Origin of the sequence: Bradyrhizobium sp. WSM1743, from assembly GCF_000473065.1 — a bacterium.
Lineage (GTDB): Bacteria > Pseudomonadota > Alphaproteobacteria > Rhizobiales > Xanthobacteraceae > Bradyrhizobium.
In genome coordinates this window covers 20,369-40,741 of record NZ_AXAZ01000004.1, presented here as the reverse complement: position 1 = coordinate 40,741, position 20,373 = coordinate 20,369, and the positions used below count along the sequence as shown (strand labels likewise).

The 20,373-nt window shown below is 64.2% G+C and carries 18 protein-coding genes and 1 pseudogene; 10 read left to right on the top strand and 9 right to left on the bottom strand.

What is annotated here, in order from left to right; genetic code table 11:
- Positions 1-153: 153 nt before the first annotated feature.
- The gene (gene ald, locus YU9_RS0105240; RefSeq protein WP_027571825.1) at positions 154-1,269 is read right to left on the bottom strand and encodes an alanine dehydrogenase; all 1,116 of its coding nucleotides are present in this window, start codon (positions 1,267-1,269) and stop codon (positions 154-156) included.
- A gap of 143 nt (positions 1,270-1,412) precedes the next feature.
- Here ald and YU9_RS0105235 point away from each other — a divergent pair, with 143 nt between their 5' ends.
- From YU9_RS0105235 to YU9_RS0105210, 6 genes and pseudogenes are all read left to right on the top strand, one after another.
- On the top strand, positions 1,413-1,892 hold the full coding sequence (locus YU9_RS0105235; RefSeq protein ID WP_027571824.1) for an Lrp/AsnC family transcriptional regulator: 480 nt from the start codon (positions 1,413-1,415) through the stop codon (positions 1,890-1,892).
- A 138-nt stretch (positions 1,893-2,030) separates the two neighbouring features.
- Positions 2,031-2,522 (top strand): (2Fe-2S)-binding protein, encoded by a 492-nt coding sequence (locus tag YU9_RS0105230; protein ID WP_027571823.1) that lies wholly within the window; start codon positions 2,031-2,033, stop codon positions 2,520-2,522.
- Positions 2,519-3,535, top strand: coding sequence for a xanthine dehydrogenase family protein subunit M (locus YU9_RS0105225; protein WP_027571822.1), 1,017 nt, complete (start codon positions 2,519-2,521; stop codon positions 3,533-3,535). Before YU9_RS0105230 ends, YU9_RS0105225 begins: the two co-directional genes overlap by 4 nt.
- Before the next feature lie 7 nt (positions 3,536-3,542).
- Positions 3,543-5,747, top strand: coding sequence for a xanthine dehydrogenase family protein molybdopterin-binding subunit (locus YU9_RS0105220; protein WP_027571821.1), 2,205 nt, complete (start codon positions 3,543-3,545; stop codon positions 5,745-5,747).
- Positions 5,748-5,846: 99 nt separating this feature from the next.
- A pseudogene (locus tag YU9_RS41015) lies at positions 5,847-8,197 on the top strand (Orn/Lys/Arg decarboxylase N-terminal domain-containing protein).
- A 6-nt stretch (positions 8,198-8,203) separates the two neighbouring features.
- Complete coding sequence (locus YU9_RS0105210; protein ID WP_027571820.1) at positions 8,204-8,779, top strand: GNAT family N-acetyltransferase; 576 nt, start codon at positions 8,204-8,206, stop codon at positions 8,777-8,779.
- Between the two features lie 3 nt (positions 8,780-8,782).
- Here YU9_RS0105210 and YU9_RS0105205 read toward each other — a convergent pair whose 3' ends face one another.
- Positions 8,783-8,995: a hypothetical protein gene (locus tag YU9_RS0105205; RefSeq protein WP_027571819.1), complete on the bottom strand. Its 213-nt coding sequence runs from the start codon at positions 8,993-8,995 to the stop codon at positions 8,783-8,785.
- Between the two features lie 165 nt (positions 8,996-9,160).
- Here YU9_RS0105205 and YU9_RS0105200 point away from each other — a divergent pair, with 165 nt between their 5' ends.
- Positions 9,161-10,102, top strand: a complete 942-nt coding sequence (locus YU9_RS0105200) for an ornithine cyclodeaminase family protein (protein WP_027571818.1) — start codon at positions 9,161-9,163, stop codon at positions 10,100-10,102.
- Between the two features lie 7 nt (positions 10,103-10,109).
- Here YU9_RS0105200 and YU9_RS0105195 read toward each other — a convergent pair whose 3' ends face one another.
- Positions 10,110-11,159, bottom strand: coding sequence for a hydroxyacid dehydrogenase (locus tag YU9_RS0105195; RefSeq protein WP_027571817.1), 1,050 nt, complete (start codon positions 11,157-11,159; stop codon positions 10,110-10,112).
- Positions 11,160-11,401: 242 nt separating this feature from the next.
- Between YU9_RS0105195 and YU9_RS0105190 the strand changes: the two genes are divergently transcribed.
- The 3 genes from YU9_RS0105190 to YU9_RS0105180 all read left to right on the top strand — a co-directional run bounded on the left by YU9_RS0105190 (position 11,402) and on the right by YU9_RS0105180 (position 13,027).
- Entirely contained in the window at positions 11,402-11,968 is a 567-nt protein-coding gene (locus tag YU9_RS0105190; RefSeq protein ID WP_027571816.1) for a thiamine pyrophosphate-binding protein, read from the top strand.
- An 8-nt stretch (positions 11,969-11,976) separates the two neighbouring features.
- On the top strand, positions 11,977-12,573 hold the full coding sequence (locus YU9_RS0105185) for a thiamine pyrophosphate-dependent enzyme (protein ID WP_027571815.1): 597 nt from the start codon (positions 11,977-11,979) through the stop codon (positions 12,571-12,573).
- Positions 12,574-12,649: 76 nt separating this feature from the next.
- Positions 12,650-13,027 carry a VanZ family protein gene (locus tag YU9_RS0105180; protein WP_027571814.1) on the top strand — a complete coding sequence of 126 codons (378 nt, stop codon included), beginning with the start codon at positions 12,650-12,652 and terminating at the stop codon, positions 13,025-13,027.
- A gap of 42 nt (positions 13,028-13,069) precedes the next feature.
- Here the strand turns inward: YU9_RS0105180 and YU9_RS0105175 are convergent, their stop codons facing one another.
- From YU9_RS0105175 to YU9_RS0105150, 6 genes are all read right to left on the bottom strand, one after another.
- Positions 13,070-13,453 carry a DUF1236 domain-containing protein gene (locus YU9_RS0105175; protein WP_027571813.1) on the bottom strand — a complete coding sequence of 128 codons (384 nt, stop codon included), beginning with the start codon at positions 13,451-13,453 and terminating at the stop codon, positions 13,070-13,072.
- A 117-nt stretch (positions 13,454-13,570) separates the two neighbouring features.
- On the bottom strand, positions 13,571-14,458 hold the full coding sequence (locus YU9_RS0105170; protein WP_027571812.1) for a 2-hydroxy-3-oxopropionate reductase: 888 nt from the start codon (positions 14,456-14,458) through the stop codon (positions 13,571-13,573).
- Between the two features lie 220 nt (positions 14,459-14,678).
- Positions 14,679-15,464, bottom strand: coding sequence for a hydroxypyruvate isomerase (gene hyi / locus YU9_RS0105165; protein WP_027571811.1), 786 nt, complete (start codon positions 15,462-15,464; stop codon positions 14,679-14,681).
- Between the two features lie 11 nt (positions 15,465-15,475).
- On the bottom strand, positions 15,476-17,260 hold the full coding sequence (gene gcl, locus YU9_RS0105160) for a glyoxylate carboligase (RefSeq protein ID WP_027571810.1): 1,785 nt from the start codon (positions 17,258-17,260) through the stop codon (positions 15,476-15,478).
- 152 nt (positions 17,261-17,412) lie between these two features.
- Positions 17,413-19,215 (bottom strand): adenine deaminase C-terminal domain-containing protein, encoded by a 1,803-nt coding sequence (locus tag YU9_RS0105155; RefSeq protein WP_027571809.1) that lies wholly within the window; start codon positions 19,213-19,215, stop codon positions 17,413-17,415.
- 357 nt (positions 19,216-19,572) lie between these two features.
- Positions 19,573-19,887, bottom strand: coding sequence for a DUF3303 domain-containing protein (locus tag YU9_RS0105150; protein ID WP_027571808.1), 315 nt, complete (start codon positions 19,885-19,887; stop codon positions 19,573-19,575).
- Between the last annotated feature and the right edge of the window lie 486 nt (positions 19,888-20,373).

Sequence of the window (20,373 nt, the reverse complement as noted above, 5' to 3'; positions counted from 1 at the left end):
CTGACGGTGCACCCTCTCCCCTTGCGGGAGAGGGTGGCTTCGCAAAGCGAAGCCGGGTGAGGGGTTCTACCCCACGAACGGTGTTGCGAGCCGATAGAACCCCTCATCCGGCGCTTCGCGCCGCCTTTTCCCACAAAGGGAGAAGGGAAGAAACTACGCCGCCAACCCACTCCCCACCGGCGCGAACTCAAGCCCCAGACTCTCCGCCACCGCCTTGTTGGTGATGCGCCCGCGGTGCACGTTGAGCCCGTTGCGCAAGTGCGGATTTTCCAGCACCGCCGCAAACCCCTTGTTGGCAAGCATCAGGCCGAACGGCAGCGTCGCGTTGTTCAGCGCCTGGCTCGAGGTCACTGGCACCGCGCCCGGCATGTTGGCGACGCAATAATGCACGACGCCGTCGACCTCGTAGGTCGGCTCAGCGTGCGTGGTCGGATGAGAGGTCTCGAAGCAGCCGCCCTGGTCGATCGCGACGTCGACCAGAACGGCCCCGGGCCGCATCGATTTGAGCATCGCGCGCGTGACCAGTTTCGGCGCACTGGCGCCCGGCACCAGCACCGCGCCGATCACGACGTCGGCAGCGAACACCTCGTCCTCGACCGATTCGATCGTCGAAAAGCGCGTCCGCACGCGTCCGGCAAAGAGATCATCCAGCTGTCGCAGCCGGGGCAGCGAGCGGTCGATCACGGTGACTTCGGCACCAAGGCCGGCTGCCATGCGCGCAGCCTGCGTTCCGACCACACCCCCGCCGAGCACGACGACGCGTGCCGGCTGCACGCCCGGCACGGCTCCAAGCAGCACACCACGGCCCCCGGCCGAACGCCTGAGCGCAGCGCCGGCGGCCTCGATGGCGAGACGGCCGGCGACTTCGCTCATCGGGGCGAGCAGCGGGAGGTGACCGCTCGCATCCGTGACGGTTTCATAGGCGATCGCGGTGCAGCCGGAGGAAATCAGGCCCTTGGCTTGGTCCGGATCCGGCGCAAGATGAAGATAGGTGAACAGGATCTGGTTTTCGCGCAGCTGGGCCCATTCGCTTCGCTGCGGCTCCTTCACCTTTACGACCATGTCGGATTTGGCGAAGATCTCGCGAGCGGTCTCGGCAATGGACGCCCCTGCCCGCCGATACACCTCGTCGGAGGCGCCGATGCCACTGCCGGCACCGGTCTCGACCGTCACCTGATGCCCGGCGGCGACATATTCGCGGACCGCGCCCGGGGTGAGCCCGACGCGATATTCCTGCACCTTGATCTCCTTGGGCACACCGACGCGCATCTTGATCTCCCTCGCCAATGCCTTGATTCCATTGTTGATCGTAGCGAGAGGGTCGGTTTGGTTTCGTGCAAATATCCGCTAGTTTGGCTGCGCCCGCGCCGGTTTCCGGCGCGGAAAAGTCCTTTGACGCTGGAAACGAAACCTTGGCCCTCGATCGGAAAGACCTCGCGATTCTCGCGGAACTCACGACCAATGCGCGAGCCAGCCACACCGAGCTTGCCAACAAGGTCGGCCTCTCGAGCACGGCGCTAGCGCGGCGGCAGAAGGCGCTGGAGGACGACGGCTACATCCAGGCCTACCAGGCCGCGCTCGACCTCGCCCAGTTCGGCCTCACCACCACGGTGCTGGTTCGCATCGCGCTGGAGAGCCAGAGCGACGAGGCACTGAAGGCGTTCGAGGCGGAGGTGGTGAAGTGTCCCTCCGTCGTGCGCTGCTTCCTGATGTCGGGGACCGACGACTACATCCTGATCGTTCTCGCCCGCGACATCCAGGATTTCGAGCGCATCCACCGCACCGAGCTATCCCGCCTGCCCCGCGTCGCGCGGGTGCAATCGAGCTTCGCTCTGCGCGAGATCGTCAACCGCGCGGTGCCGACCGTGGTGTTCGGCGAGACGAAGCGCTGACCTCGTCCGGGCGACCGAGAACCGGCCGGGAACCAAGCCTCCCGTCATCCGTTGGGCGCTATTGGCCAGCGGTGGCAACGCAACCCTCGCGTCGGTATCCAAACTTGCCCAGCTCGGCCTCTCCGCAGGGAACAGAACATGGCCGATCTCACGGATCAGATCCCCGAACGCATTGCGATCAGCCTCGTCGTCAATGGCGTCAGGCGCACACTCGAGGTCGTGCCATGGACCACGCTTCTGGATGCCCTGCGTGACCGCCTGCAGTTGACCGGCACCAAGAAAGGCTGCGATCACGGCCAATGTGGCGCCTGTACCGTGCTGGTCGACGGAAGACGGGTCAATTCCTGCCTGACCCTCGCCGTGATGAAGGATGGCGCTGAGATCACGACGATCGAAGGCTTGGCCAAGGACGGCACTCTGCATCCCCTGCAACAGGCCTTCGTCGACCATGATGCCTTTCAGTGCGGCTATTGCACGCCGGGACAGATTTGCTCTGCCGCGGGCCTGTTGGCCGAAGGCCGCGCCAGGGACGCCGATGAGATCCGGGAGCTGATGAGCGGAAATCTCTGCCGCTGCGGCGCCTACCCCAACATCGTGGCTGCGATCGAGCAGGCAATGAGCCGGTCATGAACAACTTCCAGTATTCCCGCGCAAGCGACATCGCCGACGCCATTCGTTTGCTCGCTGTAGATCCGAGCGCGAAGCTGATTGCCGGCGGCACCAACCTGATCGATCTGATGAAGGAGAATGTCGAACGGCCCTCCCGGCTGATCGACATTTCCCACCTGCCGCTCCGCGACATCGAGGAGACGGCGGACGGCGGCCTGCGCATCGGCGCCCTGGTGCCGAATTCCGACCTCGCCTACCATCCGATGATCGAGCAGCGCTATCCCTTGCTCGCCAGCGCCATCCTGGCCGGCGCCTCCGCGCAACTGCGCAACATGGCCTCGGTCGGCGGCAATCTGATGCAGCGAACGCGCTGCGCCTACTTCTATGACACGGCGACGCCTTGCAACAAGCGGAGCCCCGGCACCGGCTGCTCGGCACTCGATGGCCTCAACCGCAACCACGCAATCCTCGGCACCAGCAGGTTCTGCATCGCGACCAATCCGTCCGACATGAGCGTGGCGCTGGCCGCGCTCGGCGCGCTCGTGCATATCGCGGGCCCTACCGGTGCACGCACCGTCGCGCTGACGGATTTCCACCGGCTTCCGGACGACAAGCCTCATCTCGACACGATTCTCGGCAGCGGCGAGGTCATCACCGCAATCGAGCTGCCGCCGCGCGGCTTCGCGCGGAACTACAGCTATCTGAAGATCCGCGACCGGCTGTCCTACGCCTTTGCCTTGGTCTCGGTCGCAGCCGCGCTGGAACTGGAGGGCAACGCAATCAGCGAAGCGCGCCTTGCGCTCGGCGGCGTGGCTCACAAGCCCTGGCGAAGCCTCGAGGTCGAAGCAGCATTGCGCGGCCAGGCGGCAACACCGGATCATTTTGGGCACGCCGCCGACCTCCTGCTGCAGGGAGCAACTGCTCATTCCCATAATGGATTCAAGATCGAGCTGGCGCGCCGCGCCATCGTGCGTACGCTGATGCAGGCCACAAGCGCCACGCCACAATCACAATCCCACAAGAAGATCGCGTGAGGGCCCGATGAACGCCTATGTCGGAACACCAACGTCGCGCGTCGACGGTCGGGCCAAGGTCACCGGCGCGGCCAAATATGCCGGCGAATTCGCAGCAGACCGTCTCCTCCGTGGCTTCGTCGTCGAAGCCACTATTCCTCGCGGGCGCATCAGCCGCCTCGACACCAGCGAGGCGCTGAAGGTGAAGGGCGTGGTCGACGTGCTCACCCACGCGCATCGTCCACCCCTCGCCGACAAGGACGACGCCTGGAAGGACGAGGTGGCGCCGGAGAAGGGCTCGCCGTTCCGCCCGCTCTATGACGACCGGATCAAGTTCAGCGGCCAGCCGATCGCGCTGGTCGTGGCCGAGGACTGGGAAACCGCCAAGTTCGCCGCAAGCCGCATTCGGATTGATTACGAGGAGGAGGCGTTTGCGACCGATCTCGAATCCGAACGCGGCAAGGCTGCCAAAGTGGATCAGCCGCACAAGCCGCGCGGTGACGCCGTAGCAGCGCTGGCGCGAGCGGCCGTCCGTCACGAGGCGGACTACGTCATTCCGAGCGAGCATCACAATCCAATGGAGCTCTACGCGACAACGGCCGTCTGGGACGGCAGTGGCAGGCTCGCGATCTACGACAAAACGCAGGGCGTCCAGAATGTCCAGAAGTTTCTCTGCAGCGTTTTCGGAAAGAAGCCGGACGACCTGCGCGTGATCTCGCCCTATGTCGGCGGCGCGTTCGGTTCCGGTCTGCGGCCGCAATACCAGGTGGTGCTGGCGACGATGGCCGCGCTCGCGCTCAAGCGGTCCGTCCGCGTCGTGCTGACACGGCGGCAGATGTATGGGCTTGGCTATCGGCCGATGACCATCGAGCATGTCGCGCTCGGGGCAAGCCCCGACGGCACACTTGATGCCGTCACCCACGAAGCCATTGCCGTCACCTCGTGCTTTGAGGATTTCTCGCGCAACGATACCGGCTGGGGGGAGCAGCTCTACAAAAGCCCTAACAGCCGCCTTTCTCACAAGCTCGTCCATCTCGACGTCGCCACCCCCTGCGACATGCGCGCGCCGGGCGCGGCATCGGGCGTCTGCGCGCTCGAATGCGCCATGGACGAATTGGCCGTCGCACTCAAGCTCGATCCGATCGAGCTGCGCCTGAAGTGCTATTCGGATCGCGACCAGAGCGAAGACCTGCCCTACACCAGCAAGCAGTTGCGCCAATGCTACGCCCGCGGCGCGGAAGCCTTCGGCTGGGCCCGGCGCAACCCCGCGCCGCGCTCCATGCGCGACGGCAAGGAGCTGGTCGGCTGGGGCATGGCGACAGGAGTGTGGGAGGCGCTGCAGATGCCGGTCGCCGTCCGCATCGTGCTGACGGCCAACGGCCATGCCGAGGTCTCCTGCGCCGCGTCCGATATCGGCACCGGTACGTACACCATCGTGGCGCAGGTAGCGGCCGATGCTCTCGGGCTGCCGATCGAGAACATCAGCGTCAGGCTCGCTGACTCGACCTTGCCGCAAGCCCCCGTCGAGGGCGGCTCCTGGATGGCGGCGTCCAGCGCGCATGCCGTGTTGGGAGCGGCCGAAGACATTCGCCAGGAGCTGGCACGTCTCGCAAAGGCAATGCCGGACTCGCCGCTCGCTGACCTCGACGCCGCCAAGGTCACCCTGGTTGACGGCATGATCGCCAGCAACGACACGAATGGGGCTGCCGTCTCAATTGCGGACGTCATGCACCACAGCAAGCTCGAGCGGATCGAAAAGGAGAAGCTCAACCAGTTCGCGGAAGACAAATCGCACGCCCGCAACACGCATTCGGCCGTCTTCGCCGAGGTGAAGGTCGACGAGCAGCTGGGCGTCATCCGCGTCACGCGGGTCGTGAGTGCGGTCGCGGCCGGGCGCATCCTGAACACCAAGACGGGCCGCAGCCAGATCATGGGCGGCGTGGTCTGGGGAATTGGGATGGCGCTGCACGAGGAGACGTTGATGGATCACCGCTTCGGCCGCATCATGAACGCTAACATCGCCGAGTACCACATTCCCGTGAACGCCGACATTCACGACGTCGACGTCATTTTCGTCGATGAGCCCGACGACCGCATCAACAGGCTGGGCATCAAGGGTCTCGGCGAAATCGGCATTGTCGGCGTGCCTGCGGCGATTGCGAACGCCGTCTATCATGCCACCGGCAAGCGCATCCGGCGCTTCCCGATCACGCTGGACAAGCTGCTGGAGTGAAGCGGCGGGCCCGCGAACCTTCCCGCGGCGCTCGGGCCTGTCATCCAGGTGTCATCGAATGTGCAGAGAGCTGTATCTCCTGCACATTCGGGACCCGCCATGGACTATTTCAAGCGCTTCAACTTCCTGTTCGCAGCACCAATGTTCGACGCCGACGACCTCGAGGGCGTCCGCTTCAACCAGATCATCGAGGAGATCCAGCGCTCCGGCTTCGAGGTGGTCCGGGCCCGCAAGCTGGAGGACGCCGAGATGGCGGTGCAGACCGATGCCGCGATCGGCTGCATGGTGGTGGACTGGGGCAAGAAGGGGCTGGAAGGCAAGACCTCGTCAACCTGATGCGCCGCCGGGGCCTCGACTTCCCGATCATCCTGCTGATCCGGCGCAAGCGATTCGAGGACCTGCCGGTCGAAGTGCTCGATTTCATCGACGGCTATGTCTTCCTGTCCGAGGAGACGCCTCCCTTCATCGCCAAGAACCTGATCAGCCGTCTCAAGCAATATGCCGAGACGCTGAAGACGCCGTTCTTCGGCGCGCTGGTCGACTATGCCGAGGAAGGTAACCAGCTCTGGACCTGTCCGGGCCACAATGGCGGCGTGTTTTACAACCGCAGCCCGATCGGGCGCGTGTTCGTCGAGCATCTCGGCGAATCCGTGTTCCGCGACGACCTCGACAATTCCGTGCTCGACCTCGGCGACCTCCTCACCCATGAGGGGCCGGCGCTGAAGGCGCAGAAGGAAGCCGCGGCGATTTTCGGCGCGGAAAAGACCTATTTCGTGCTCAACGGCACCTCGACCTCCAACAAGGTCGCGCTCGGCGCCCTCGTCACCGACGGCGATCTCGTGCTGTTCGACCGCAACAACCACAAGGCCGCTCATCACGGCGCGCTGATGATCAACGGCGGCGTCCCCATCTACGTCCCCACCGTCCGCAACGCCTGGGGCCTGATCGGCCCGATGCGCTGGGACATGCTCGATGAGAAGGCCCTGCGCGAGGCGATCCGCAACCATCCCCTCGTGAGGGATCGCGACGCTTGGCGCAAGGAGCGGCCGTTCCGTGTCGCCGTCGTCGAGCAGTGCACCTATGACGGCTCGATCCACAGCGCGGAGATGATCATCAAGCGCATCGGCCATCTCTGCGATTACATCCTGTTCGACGAAGCCTGGGCCGGCTTCATGAAATTCCACCCGCTCTATGCCGGCCGCTTCGCCATGGGTCTTGCGAACCTTGCTCCTGAAGCGCCGGGCATCATCGCGACGCAGTCGACCCACAAGCAACTCGCGAGCTTCTCGCAGGCGTCCCAAATCCACATCAAGGACCGTCACATCCGCGGCCAGAAGCGGCGCGTCGAGCACCGCCGCTTCAACGAGAGCTTCATGCAGCATGCATCAACGTCACCCTTCTATCCGCTGTTCGCCTCGCTCGACGTCGGCGCGCAGATGATGAAGGGCCGCTCCGGCGAAGTGCTGTGGGACGACACGATCCGGCTTGGCATCGAGCTGCGCAAGAAGATCCGCGCGATGCGCCGGGAGTTCGAGGAGAAGGAGCAGAACCCGGATCGCCGCTGGTTTTTCGAGCCCTTCGTTCCCGATCGCGTCGCCATTCCCGATGTCAGCCGCCCCGGCGCCGCGCATAACGTCGCTTGGGAGACGCTCTCCACCGACGAGCTCGCCACCAATCCCGCGCTGTGGCAGCTCTCTCCTGATAGCAACTGGCATGGCTTTCCCGATCTCGCGGAAGGCTTTGCCATGACCGATCCGAACAAGCTGACGCTGCTCACGCCCGGCTTTGACCGCACCACCGGCGCCTATGCCGAGCACGGCATCCCTGCCCCGGTGGTCGCGCAATATTTGCGCGAGAACCGCATCGTCCCCGAGAAGAACGACCTCAACTCCTTGCTCTTCCTGCTCACCCCTGGCGTCGAGGCGAGCAAGGCTGGCACGCTGATCTCCGGCCTTGTCGCGTTCAAGAGGCTGCATGACGACAATGCGCTGCTGGCCGACGCGATACCGGAATTCCATCAGCGGCGGCAGGCGCGCTACGCAGGCGTGCGCCTGCGCGATCTCTGCGGCGACATGCACCGCTTCTTCCGCGCGGCCGATGTCAGCGCGCTCCAGGCGCGGCAGTTCATGCCCGAGCACATGCCCGAGATCGCGATGTCGCCCCGCGATGCCGCGCGCTATCTGTTCAGGAACGACGTCGATTACCTCCCGATCGAGGCGATCGCCGGCCGCATCGCCACCACGCCCTTCGTGGTGTACCCGCCCGGCATCGCCACCATCGTGCCCGGCGAGCGGCTGACGGAACGGGCGAGGCCCATGATCGACTATCTCAAGATGTTCGAGACGTGCTTCAACACGTTTCCGGGCTTCGATGTGGAAATCCAGGGCGTCTACAAGGAGGTCGATGCGAACGGCCGCATCGGACTCTATACTTACGTGGTTGCCGAGTAGGTGCCGATGAACGAAACAGCTGCGCGCGCGAGTGACGAACGCGTCCTGGTCAGGCCGTCACGCGAAAGCGATGTCGAGGCGATGCTGGCGATCTACCGCCATCACGTCCGCAATGGCGTGCCGCGCGACGTCGAGGGAACCGGTGCGCCGGAGCCGGACGATCTGCGCGACCGGCGCAAGAACCTGAAGCAGACCCGCCTGCCGCATCTGGTCGCAACCTTCCGCGGCGAGGTCGTCGGCTATGCCTATGCCGTGCTGTTCCGCAAGCGCCCGGCCTATCGCTACACGGCCAAGCACTCGATCTACGTCCACCACGCGCATCTCGGCCGCGGAGTCGGGCGGCTGTTGCTCCAGGAATTGATCGACGCCTGCGCGGCGGCCGGCTTCCGCCAGATGATCGGCTATATCGATGCCGACAACGCGCCCTCGCTGGCGCTGCACGAAAAATTCGGCTTCGCGCGCGCCGGCCTGCTCTGCGGCGTCGCCTATCGCCACGGCCGCTGGTCCGACACCGTCATGGTGCAGCGATCGCTCGGCGCAGGCACGACAGCACCTCCGCCCATCACGATGCCGGGCCGGTAATCATCAGGACGGAAAATCGGCCGGTCTCACATGGATACGGTCGGCATGCAGCGACCAGTGATGCAATGCCTGGTCCTTGCAGAATCTTGCTTTCGCCCGCTCCTTGGCCTCATCCTCGTCGGCGGCGTCGATCTCGAGCGTACCCTGGCAGACCTCAATCTGCCGGCCGTACTCGCCGAGCACGTCCTTCATGAACTTGACGACATAGGTTGACATGGGACCTCCCAACTGCCCCGGCAGTACTCTAATCCCATTTACGCCGCACAGGGGAAGGAGATTTTGACGCGGATCAAGGCTTATCGAGTCCCGGGCGGAAGATTCGTTGCGGAACCTGCCGCGCGGGTTTATGGGCAAATGCCGGTCGCCAATAAGGAATTTGCCTTGCACTTTGTCTCCGATACCGAAGTCACGAAAGTTCTGACCTTCCCGATCCTGATTGCGGCCCTCGAAGAAGCGCATCGCCGGCCGAAGATGGAGGTGCTGGACGCCTTCCTTGGAGACGAGAGGGGGCAATACGTCATCCGCAGCGCCGTCGATCCCGGCCGATACATGGCCAGCAAGATGTTCACCAGCTTTCCGGCCAATCTGGCCGAAGGCAAGATGCCGGCGGTGCAGGCCGTGTGCGTGCTGTTCGACGGCACCAATGGGCGGCCGCTGGCGGCGATGGACGGCACCGAAATCACGCATTGGCGCACCGCAGCCGACTCCGCGCTGGCCACGAAACTGCTCGCCCCGCCCAATCCCGAGACGCTGCTCTGCGTCGGGGCCGGCGAGATGTCCGAATGGCTGATCCGGGGTCATCGCACCGTGCGCCCATCACTGGAGCGCGTGCTGATCTGGAATCGCAGCCCGGACCGGGCCGTGGATCTCGCTCAGCGCTTGGCGAAGGCCGGCATCAAGGCGGAAGCAATCGCGGATCTCGACGCCGCGACGCGCGAGGCCGATGTCATCACCGCCTGCACCCGCGCGCATCAGCCGCTGATCAAGGGCCGCAATTTGCGGCCGGGCACGCATCTGGACCTCGTCGGCGGCTACACGCCGCAAACCCGTGAGGCCGATGACGAGGCGGCCAAGCGCTCCCGCGTCTTCGTGGACCGGCGGGAATCCGCCTTCCACGGCGTCGGCGACATCCTGCAGCCGATCGCGAGCGGCGCGATCAGCGAGGCGGACGTCCTCGGCGACCTCTACGACCTCGCCGGCGGCCGGGTGCAGGGGCGAACGTCACCGTCCGATATCACGTTCTTCAAGAACGCTGGCGGCGGCCATCTCGACCTCATGACCTGCGAGGCCGTGTTTCAGCAGCTCGGCGCAAAGCTGGCGTAGGGCCATCCTACCCCGGCACCACCCCGAATGCCTGCTTGAAGCGCTCCGCATAACGCGGCCAGACCTCGGGATTGATGATGCGCGGCGGACGCTTGCCGTCGAGCACATCCAGCACCTGCTCGGCGGCGATGCGACCCATGTTCTGGCGCGCCTCGATGGTGACGCCGGCGGTGTGCGGGCTTGCCAGCACATTATCGAACTGGAGCAGCGGATGCTCCGGCGGCGGCGGCTCCTTGGACCAGACGTCAAGGCCGGCACCCGCAATGCGCTTGTCGCGCAGCGCCTGGAGCAGCGCATCCTCGTCGTGGATGAAGCCGCGCGCGGTCGTTATGAAATAGGCATGCGGCTGCATCAGCGCGAATTCGCGCACGCTGATCATGTTACGGCTGCTCTTATTCAGCGGGCAGGAGATCGAGACAAAATCGGCGCGGCGCAGGAGCTCATCGAGCTCGACCTTCTCACCGCTCCGCTCGGCCATCAACTCGGCGGTGAGATACGGATCATAGGCCAGCACCTTCATGCCGAGCAGGCCCTTGCACAGCGCGGCGATGCGGCGGCCGACATTGCCGAGGCCGATGATACCGACGGTCTTATGCTCGACCTCGTTGCCGACGAGCTCGTTGCGGTTGACGTCGCGCTCGCGGCGCAGGCGGCGATCCGACTGGATGATCCGCTTGGACAGCGTCAGCATCATCGCCAGCGCGTGCTCGGCGACGGAATGGGCGTTGCCGCCGGACTGGTTCACGACCACGACGCCGGCAGCCGTGCATGCCTCGACGTCAACAGGGTCGAAGCCGGCGCCGTTGCTGGAGACGAGCAGCAAATTCGGCGCGCGCTTCAGGAAGGCGGCATCGACGTGGAAATGCGGGGCGAGCTCGTCGCGGGCGGCGCCGACCTGGTAGACATGGGTCGCGCCGAGGAGCGGCGCATAGACGTCTTCGGGGCTGCTATTCTCGATGCGATCGAGCCGGACGTCGGGCCGGGCCTTCAGGATGTCGATGTAGATCGGATTGGCCAAATAATTGGAGTAGACGACGCGCTTGCTGTTGACGGACATCAGGACCCTTCCGGCTCTGTCGAGGGAGATCCGCAAGGTCAGCGCGACGCGCGCCCGTCCATGCCCCTCCCGTTTTCTGGTTATCGCCGCTTATGCCATGGCGGTGCCGGCCACGGCAGGCCGTCCGGCGCAGATCACGGTGCCGGCCCGGACATGTTGACAATCCCGCTGCCTGCGTCAAGTTCGGCAGACCGCCGCGACGGCCAGAACCAAGAAGCATGCGCGGCTCAAGGGAGAACGCAATGCCGATTGCGGAACAAGAGGGCTCGCTCCAGCCGACACAGGCAGCGAGCGACAGAAGCTGGCACGGCATCGTCCTGCAGACCTTGAAGCGGAATGAGGTCAGCCTCATCCCCTACGTGCCCGACCGCGTGTTGACGCCTCTGATCAAGAACCTGCACGCCGATCCCTTCTTCACCACCTTTGCCACCGCCCGCGAGGAGGAAGCGGTCGGCATCGTCTCAGGCGCTTGGATGGGCGGACGGCGCGGCGCGGTGCTGATGCAGACCTCCGGCTTTGCAACGCTCGCCAACGTGCTCGCTTCCCTCGCAGTGCCCTACCAGATCCCGCTGATCATGTTCGTGTCCGAGCGCGGCACGCTCGGCGAGTTCAATTACGGCCAGTCGCTGGTCTGCCGCACCATGCGCCCGGTGCTGGACTCGCTGGCGCTGGAGCACCACACCATCACCCGGCTCGACGAGCTCGAATTCATCGCCGACCGCTCGATCAAGCAGGCCGTCACCACGCAGGCGCCGGTGGCGCTGATCCTTAGTCCGCTGCTCACGGGCGGCAAGGTTTTCGACAAGTGAGGCCAGCCATGAGCACACGCAACACCAAAATAATGAACCGCTTCGATGTGACTTCGCGCCTGATCGCGAGGCTCCAGCACGAAGAGGCCGTGATCGGCGGCATCGGCAACACCAATTTCGATCTCTGGGCCGCCGGCCACCGCCCGCAGAATTTCTACATGCTCGGCAGCATGGGCCTCGCCTTCCCGATCGCGCTCGGCGTGGCGCTGGCGCAGCCCGACCGCCGCGTCTTCGCGCTCGAAGGCGACGGCTCACTGCTGATGCAGCTCGGCGCACTCTCGACGATTGCAGCCCTGAAGCCGAAAAATCTCACGATGATCGTGATGGACAATGGCATCTACCAAATCACCGGCGCGCAGCCGACGCCGGCAGCGAACGTCGCTGACATCGTCGCGATCGCTATTGGCTCCGGTCTCACCAACAGCGCCTGGGCCGCGGACGAGGAGGATTTCGAGCGACTGGTCGACGATGCGATGGCTGCCTCCGAGCCCAACCTGATCGCCGTCAGGATCGACGATAAGCCGGGCGTGGGTACCACCCGCCGCGACCCCGTGCAGATCCGGGAGCGCTTCATGCACGGTCTCGGCGTGCGCGAGCCGCTTTAACATTTTGTCATTAACTACACGTCGATCTGATGGCGGGACTATTCGGCGCGTTGCAAATCTGTGCTAAGCGAGCCGGATGTCCCTTTTGGTTCGTTCCTTTGCCTGGCTGCTCGCGGCCGCCGTCACATTCGCAACCCTCGGTCCACCGGGCCTGCGGCCCCATTCCGACCTCGGTCAGGACGGTGAACATGCGCTCGCCTTCATCCTGGTGGGACTGGCCTTCGGCCTTGCCTACCGGCGGCGGCGCCTGCTGACCGCAGCGGCTGCAGTGGTCCTGATCGGCGTGCTCGAACTGATGCAATTTTGGGCACCCGGCCGCCATGCGCGGCTCGAGGATTTTCTGGTCGACGCGCTCACCGCTTGCTTCGGCTTTGTGCTCGCGGCCGCCGCAGATTGGGCCGTCGCCCGGCTTCGCGCTGAATCGGTTCTGACGAGCGAAGGCCCCGCGGAGTGACACTCCGCAGGGCCCATTTTATCAGCGCCTAGCTCGTGCAGATCAGTCGATGATCTTGACCACGCGGCGCGTGCGCGGCTCGACGATCACACGGCGGTCGTTCACGACCGCGTAGCGATACTGGGTGTAGTTCGGCACCGGGCGCAGCACCACGGTGGGCGGCAGCGGCTCGCCAACCACGACGCGCTCGTGAATCACCACGGAATCGTCACGCGGGATTCCGCCCAGAATCGCATTCGGAATTTCCAAACCTGCGCCAACGGCCGCACCGACGGTGCCGCCGACCATCGCGCCGACCGGGCCGCCGATGTCGCCGCCCGCACGCGCGCCTTCCGCAGCGCCTTGGGCGGTGGTCGATTGAGCAAAGGCTGCGCTCGACGCCAGCAGCGACGCGGCAGCCAACGTAATCGCAACACGGGTTTTCATGTCCTTACGCCTCCAGTGATTGTTATGCACCCTCAACCCGCGGGACCGGAGCATTGTTCCGGTTCCCCTGCGACGAAAGATGCATCACGCATCTGGAGAGTGTTACCGAGTAACAGATCAGACCGCAGCGATCTCGTGCCCTGCCATCAGTTCCAATGCGCGTACCATCGCCGAATGATCCCAGGCCTTGCCGCCATGGGCGGTGCAGGACGAGAACAATTGCTGCGCCACGGCCGTGCTCGGCAGTGCGATGCCGAGCGTACGCGCGCCTTCGAGCGCAAGGTTGAGATCTTTCTGGTGCAGCTCGATGCGAAATCCCGGATCGAAATTGCGCTTCACCATGCGCTCGCCATGAACTTCGAGAATCCGTGACGAGGCAAAGCCGCCCATCAGCGCCTTGCGCACCAGCGCCGGGTTGGCACCAGCCTTGGATGCGAACAGAAGCGCTTCGCTCACCGCCTCGATCGTCAGCGCGACGATGATCTGGTTGGCGACCTTCGTCGTCTGCCCGTCGCCATTGGCACCGACATGCGTGACGTTCTTGCCCATCTTGTCGAAGATCGGCTTCATGGTGCCGAAGGCGCGCTCCGGCCCGCCGACCATGATGGTGAGGCTCGCAGCTTTCGCCCCGACCTCCCCGCCCGAGACAGGCGCATCGAGATATTCCGCACCGAGCGCCTCGATCTTCTTTGCGAACTCTTTCGTCGCCAGTGGCGAGATCGAGCTCATGTCGACCACGATCTTACCCTTGGAGATGCCGCTCGCGACGCCGTCCTTGCCGAACAGCACGGCTTCGACATGCGGCGTATCCGGCACCATGATGATGACGGCATCCGCCTCCTCCGCGATCTCCTTGGCCGATTTGCAGGCGATGCCGCCCGCCGCAATCAGCTCCGGCGCGATCGGCGCGACATCATGCAGGAGAACGCGATGACCCGCAATCAGGAGATGGCCGGCCATCGGCCGTCCCATGGTGCCAAGTCCGATGAAGCCGATGTCGATCATGATGTAACTCTCTCTCAGTTGCATAGGCGAAACTCATCCGCGCGCTCGGTGCACCTCTCCCGCTTGCGGGAGAGGTCGGCGCACAGCGCCGGGTGAGGGCTTTATCCCCTTGGGGATTTTCTCGGTGCACCTCAACAGTCCCAACGCGGAGACACCCTCTCCCCAACCCTCTCCCGCAAGCGGGAGAGGGAGCGCACCGTCATCGCGGCTTCGATATCCTCTATGTCTCGAACGTCTGCGCCGCGTGCCACGACAGGCCTTCCAGCGTCGTGGTGCGCGGTCTGTATTCACAGCCGATCCAACCGCGATAGCCGATCGCGTCAAGATGGCGGAACAGGAAGGGATAGTTGATCTCGCCGGTGCCGGGCTCATGGCGGCCGGGATTGTCGGCAAGCTGGATGTGGGCGATCTGGGGCAGATATTCCTGCATGGTGCGGGCGAGATCGCCTTCCATGATCTGCATGTGGTAGATGTCGTACTGGATGAAGAGGTTGTTCGACCGTACTTCGGAGATCAGCTGCACTGCCTTCTCGGTACCATTGAGATAGAAGCCGGGAATGTCGAGCGTATTGATCGGCTCGACCAGCAGCTTGATGTTTTCCCGCGCCAGCGTCGAGGCGGCGAAGCGCAGATTTCCGACCAGCGTCTCCTGAAGCTCGCGCGGGTCGGTCTCGGCAGGCGCAATGCCGACGAGACAATTGAGCTGCTCGCAATCGAGCGCCTTGGCATAGTCGATGGCGCGGAAGACGCCGTCGCGGAATTCGGCGGTGCGGTCGGGCAGGATCGCAATGCCACGCTCGCCCGCTGCCCAGTTGCCGGCGGGCAGATTGTGCAGCACCTGCGTCAGCCCGTGGGCCTTGAGTTGCTCACGCAGCTGCGCCTTGTCGAACTCATAGGGGAAGAGATATTCGATCCCGGAAAAGCCTGCAGCCTTGGCCGCGGCGAAGCGGTCGAGGAACGGCATCTCGTTGAAGAGCATGGTGAGGTTGGCGGCGAACTTTGGCATGATGCTCTCCCCTACTCCGCCGGCTGCAGCACGCGCGTGGTGCCGACTTCGTCGAGCGGCAGATCCAGAACCTCGTCGAACTCGACGATGTTGTCGATCTCGGTGCCCATCGCGATGTTGGTGACGCGTTCGAGGATGAACTCGACCACCACAGGCACGCGGTGCTTCGCCATCAATTCGCGCGCGGTGGCGAACGCCGCCTGCGTGTCCTTCGGGTCCGTCACGCGGATCGCCTTGCAGCCGAGACCTTCGGCCACCACGACGTGGTCGACGCCGTAGACGCCGATCTCCGGCGAATTGATGTTCTCGAAGGAGAGCTGGACGTGGTAGTCCATGTCGAAGCCGCGCTGGGCCTGGCGGATCAGGCCGAGATAGGAATTGTTCACGACGACGTGGATGTAGGGCAGATTGAACTGCGCGCCGACCGCGAGCTCCTCGATCAGGAACTGGAAGTCGTAGTCGCCCGACAGCGCGACGATCTCGCGCTCGGGACACGCCGCGCGCACGCCGAGCGCTGCCGGCAGCGTCCAGCCGAGCGGCCCCGCCTGCCCGGCATTGATCCAGTTGCGCGGCTTGTAGACGCCGAGGAATTGCGCGCCGGCGATCTGCGACAGGCCGATGACGGTGACATAGGTGGTGTCGCGGCCGAACGCCCTGTTCATCTCCTCATAGACGCGCTGCGGCTTGATCGGGACATTGTCGAAATGGCTCTTGCGCAGCATCGTCTTCTTGCGATCGCGACAGGCCGCGGGCCACGCCTGGCGTTCGCGGAGCCTGCCTGACCGCCGCCACTCCCTGGCGACGGCAACGAACAGTTCGAGCGCCGCCTTCGCATCCGAGACTATGCCGAGATCGGGGTTGAACACGCGCCCGATCTGGGTCGGCTCGATGTCCACATGAACGAATTTGCGGCCCTTGGTGTAGGTCTCGACCGAACCGGTGTGACGGTTGGCCCAGCGGTTGCCGATGCCGAGCACAAAGTCGGATTCCAGCAGCGTGGCATTGCCGTAGCGGTGGCTGGTCTGAAGGCCGACCATGCCGGCCATCAGCACGTGATCATCGGGGATCGCGCCCCACCCCATCAGGGTCGGCACGACAGGCACGTTGGCGATCTCGGCGAATTCGACCAGAAGGTCGGAGGCATCGGCGTTGATGATCCCGCCACCCGCGACGATCAGCGGCCGCTCGGCGGCGTTGAGCATCTCCAACGCCTTCTCGACCTGCTTGCGCGTCGCGGCCGGCTTGTAGACCGGCAACGGCTCATAGGTCTCGTCGTCGAATTCGATCTCGGCGAGCTGCACGTCGAGCGGCATGTCGATCAGCACCGGTCCCGGCCTTCCTGAGCGCATCACATGAAACGCCTGGCTGAACACGCGCGGCACCAGCGCCGGCTCGCGCACCGTCACGGCCCATTTGGTCACGGGCTTGGCAATCGACTCGATATCGACGGCCTGGAAATCCTCCTTGTAGAGTCGCGCGCGCGGCGCCTGCCCGGTGATGCAGAGGATCGGAATGGAATCGGCGATCGCCGAATAGAGCCCGGTGATCATGTCGGTGCCGGCCGGCCCCGAGGTGCCGATGCAGACGCCGATATTGCCGGCCTTCGCCCGCGTATAGCCCTCCGCCATGTGCGAGGCGCCCTCGACATGGCGCGCCAATATGTGGCGGATCGAGCCGCGCTTCTTCAGCGCCGAATAGAGCGGATTGATCGCAGCGCCGGGAACGCCGAAGGCAGTCGAGATGCCTTCCTTCTCCAGGATACGCACGGCCGCATCGACAGCTCGCATCTTCGCCATATCGGACCTCGCTTGGTTGCGTTAGTGAGCGAGATCATCAGGTGCGCGGAAGCCGATCTCAACGAGGTCGATTTTATTTTCCACGATGCGGCAGCAGCGGAAAAATCGTGGCGGTCTCAATCAGTTAGATCGAGATATGCGTGAAAGCCGCTTCACTCGAACAGCGGCGCCAGCTCCATCTGCGGCACCAGCACGAGGCCCTTGTCGGTGATGCGAATTTCCGGAATGACCGATAGGGGAATCAAATTGAAGCCCATGTAAGGGATGGTGCAGCCGGCCTCGGCCCATTCCTTCTTCAGCGCCTTGACCTCCTCGGCAACTTCGGTGACGCGCTTGTCGGACAGGAGCCCTGCGATCGGCAGCGGCACAAGCGCCCTCACCTTGCCGTCGGCGACGACGCAGACTCCGCCCTGCCGCTCTTTGATCGCCGCGATCGCGACCTGCATGTCGCCCTCGTTGGTGCCGGCGACGATGAGGTTGTGGCTGTCGTGTCCAACGCTTGAGGCGACCGCGCCACGCTTCAGGCCGAAATCCTTCAGCAGGCCGTAGGCGACGTTGCCCGCCGATTTGCCATGGCGCTCGACCACCGTGACGAAACAGAGGCCGTAGCGGGCGAACAGCGACGGCCAGTCCTTTGTCGGTTCGATCGCGACCTTTTCGTGGATCAAGGTGATGCCCGGCAGCGCGGTCTTGATCGCGTTGACGGTGCAGGCCTTCGCGGGCAGCTCCGGTGTCAACTTCATCTTCTCCGGCAGCTTCACGGTCGCATAAGCGGCCTTCGGATACCGATAGCGCTGCGACAATGCCTGATCGAGAAGCGGCGTGATCTTGCGGTTCTCGACCACGAGCTCGCCGCCATACCAGGTGCATTGCGGCTTGAGCTGGTCGTCCATCAACACGAGATCGGCGCGGCGGCCGCCGCCGAGCCCGCCGATGTCGCCCTCCATGCCGAAGCGCGTCGCGCCATGCAGCGACCCCATCGACCAGGCCTGCTCCGGGGACATGCCTGCCTTCACGGCTTCCCTCACCACCCAATCGAGACCGAACAGCAAGAGATCGTCAGCGTCGCGGTCGTCCGTGCACACCGCCGTACGCTTGTGCGAGGCCCCGAGCTCGGTGATCGTCCGGATCGCCTGCGGCAGCGAATGCCAGGGCGTTGTGGGTGGGCCCCCGCGCAGGAAAACCCAGACGCCGGCGTCGAGCAGATCGTCGGCGATGTCGCGGTCGATCGCCTCATGGGTGTCGGTGACGCCGCTCGCCGCATAGGCCGCGACGAATTCGCGGCCGTAGACATGGCCGGACACCGGACGTGCCCGCTTCAGGGCGGCCGCGAGAATGGCGTGGCTGCGCTCATCGCCCATCGTGACAGGCACGAAATCCATCTTCTCGCCGAGCGCAACCGCTTCGGGCCAACGGTCGAACAGGCCGGCGATCTTATCCGGCGTGAGGTCGCCGCCCGCCGTCTCCAGCTCCGCCGAAGTCGCAGGGACCGTGCTCGGCACGGTCAAGAAGATCGAGAGCGGCGCCTCGCGCGCATCTTCCAGCATCGCCTCGACGCCGGCGACATCCATGACATTGCCGATCTCGTGGCTGTCGCAGAAGATCGTGGTGGTGCCGTTGAGCAGCGCGGCCTCCGCATATGCGCAGGCCGTCACCATGGAGGATTCGATGTGGATGTGCGGATCGACGAGGCCCGGCGCGATGATGCCGCCTGTGGCATCGTAAGTCGTGACGTTGCTCCACGCCTTCCTGGCTGTTCCGGCCGGCTTCACTGCGGCGATGCGGCCGCCTGTGATCCAGACCTCCCGTCCCGGATGGATGCGCTCCGAATAGGTCGAGAGCACCCGCGCGCCTGCTATGACGAGATCAGGCGCAACGCGCGCCGAGGCGACATCAGCCAGGCGCCGCGTCATGCTGTGCAGCGGCGCGACGGAGAAACGGGTGAGTTTGGTCATTGGGCGCTCTCGCGTGGGAATGGGCAGCTCGGCGATGGTTGCCGCCGATGGCGGTGGGAGCAACTCAAATAATACGGCACCCGTGCTTACGCATTGGGCAGACGCGCTTCGCTTCTAATCTCCGCTAGGCATGTACTCATAAATCATGCGCTGAGTTTGGGCGCTCCAGACGTCCGCTCGTCCCTCAACAATGACACAAACAGCAGACATCGTTGAAGGTCGCCGATGAGCCAGGAGCGGCCATTTGCTGAAGGCGAGACTGTAACAGCGCTGCCGGCGATCAAGGAGCGACGTGGATGTGCTCTTTTCTAAAGCAGCGCTGTCAGACGGTGGTCCGGCCGTAGGCAATGGTTGCTGTCAGCTGCCTTTCAGTCCGTCGCGCCAGGCAATAGCCTCTAGTTCGACGCGGACGGCGTCCTCGACAGGAACCACGGGTCGCGCCTGAAATTCAAATGCAGGGAAGGTCGAGCACGCCTTGTGAACTGTCAATGGGTCATCGCAATCCACTAACATGTGCCCACCCCACTCGCCCACTCTCACAACGAACAATTCGATTTTGAAATTGTCGGGCGCCTTCCATTGACCGAAAACTTCAAGTATTCGCTTCTGAGCGTTCTCGTACTCTGCAGGCGAACCTTGCGGACGCTCGAACCAGCTGATCATGTACTTCATCTGTTTCCTCCCTCCGTCTTTGAACCGGGCTTCCCAGACTTGCCCTGCGTTTGATATGAACGGGCATCCCCGGTTGAGGCGCCGATAAACATATCCCCATTCGGATTTGCACAACAGCCAAAGCTCAGGAATGAGCCAAGCCCAAGCTGACGCAGGAAGGTGCCGGACAACAATCAGGACGCAACCTTTGATGTCGCATTTGGGTCAAAAGCAGCAGTTAACGCAGCCACCGTATGAGGGTCTCCGGCAGAGAGCCGAGATGGCAGCCGCTGCTGCAGTGTTCGGCTCGGGGCATGAGCCGATGCAGTCGCTTTGAGCAACGAGCCTTTCATTTCGGCTGAAATCGATCAGATGAAAGAATGATGCGGCGTTGGGACAGCGTGACTGTCGATTCACATCGCTTGCGCGAATAGAAGTTTGAGCATTGAATCAGCGCGGGTACCCACAACTGCAAGTGGTTTCTCGGGTATGCCTGCCGCTCTCGCA

Excerpts from the sequence above, each read along its gene's own strand:
- ald (WP_027571825.1), bottom strand. The coding sequence starts at position 1,269 with ATGCGCGTCGGTGTGCCCAAGGAGATCAAGGTGCAGGAATATCGCGTC.
- YU9_RS0105230 (WP_027571823.1), top strand. The coding sequence starts at position 2,031 with ATGGCCGATCTCACGGATCAGATCCCCGAACGCATTGCGATCAGCCTC.
- YU9_RS0105225 (WP_027571822.1), top strand. The coding sequence starts at position 2,519 with ATGAACAACTTCCAGTATTCCCGCGCAAGCGACATCGCCGACGCCATT.
- YU9_RS0105220 (WP_027571821.1), top strand. The coding sequence starts at position 3,543 with ATGAACGCCTATGTCGGAACACCAACGTCGCGCGTCGACGGTCGGGCC.
- YU9_RS0105210 (WP_027571820.1), top strand. The coding sequence starts at position 8,204 with ATGAACGAAACAGCTGCGCGCGCGAGTGACGAACGCGTCCTGGTCAGG.
- YU9_RS0105205 (WP_027571819.1), bottom strand. The coding sequence starts at position 8,995 with ATGTCAACCTATGTCGTCAAGTTCATGAAGGACGTGCTCGGCGAGTAC.
- YU9_RS0105195 (WP_027571817.1), bottom strand. The coding sequence starts at position 11,159 with ATGTCCGTCAACAGCAAGCGCGTCGTCTACTCCAATTATTTGGCCAAT.
- YU9_RS0105190 (WP_027571816.1), top strand. The coding sequence starts at position 11,402 with ATGCCGATTGCGGAACAAGAGGGCTCGCTCCAGCCGACACAGGCAGCG.
- YU9_RS0105185 (WP_027571815.1), top strand. The coding sequence starts at position 11,977 with ATGAGCACACGCAACACCAAAATAATGAACCGCTTCGATGTGACTTCG.
- YU9_RS0105180 (WP_027571814.1), top strand. The coding sequence starts at position 12,650 with ATGTCCCTTTTGGTTCGTTCCTTTGCCTGGCTGCTCGCGGCCGCCGTC.
- YU9_RS0105175 (WP_027571813.1), bottom strand. The coding sequence starts at position 13,453 with ATGAAAACCCGTGTTGCGATTACGTTGGCTGCCGCGTCGCTGCTGGCG.
- YU9_RS0105170 (WP_027571812.1), bottom strand. The coding sequence starts at position 14,458 with ATGATCGACATCGGCTTCATCGGACTTGGCACCATGGGACGGCCGATG.
- hyi (WP_027571811.1), bottom strand. The coding sequence starts at position 15,464 with ATGCCAAAGTTCGCCGCCAACCTCACCATGCTCTTCAACGAGATGCCG.
- gcl (WP_027571810.1), bottom strand. The coding sequence starts at position 17,260 with ATGGCGAAGATGCGAGCTGTCGATGCGGCCGTGCGTATCCTGGAGAAG.
- YU9_RS0105155 (WP_027571809.1), bottom strand. The coding sequence starts at position 19,215 with ATGACCAAACTCACCCGTTTCTCCGTCGCGCCGCTGCACAGCATGACG.
- YU9_RS0105150 (WP_027571808.1), bottom strand. The coding sequence starts at position 19,887 with ATGAAGTACATGATCAGCTGGTTCGAGCGTCCGCAAGGTTCGCCTGCA.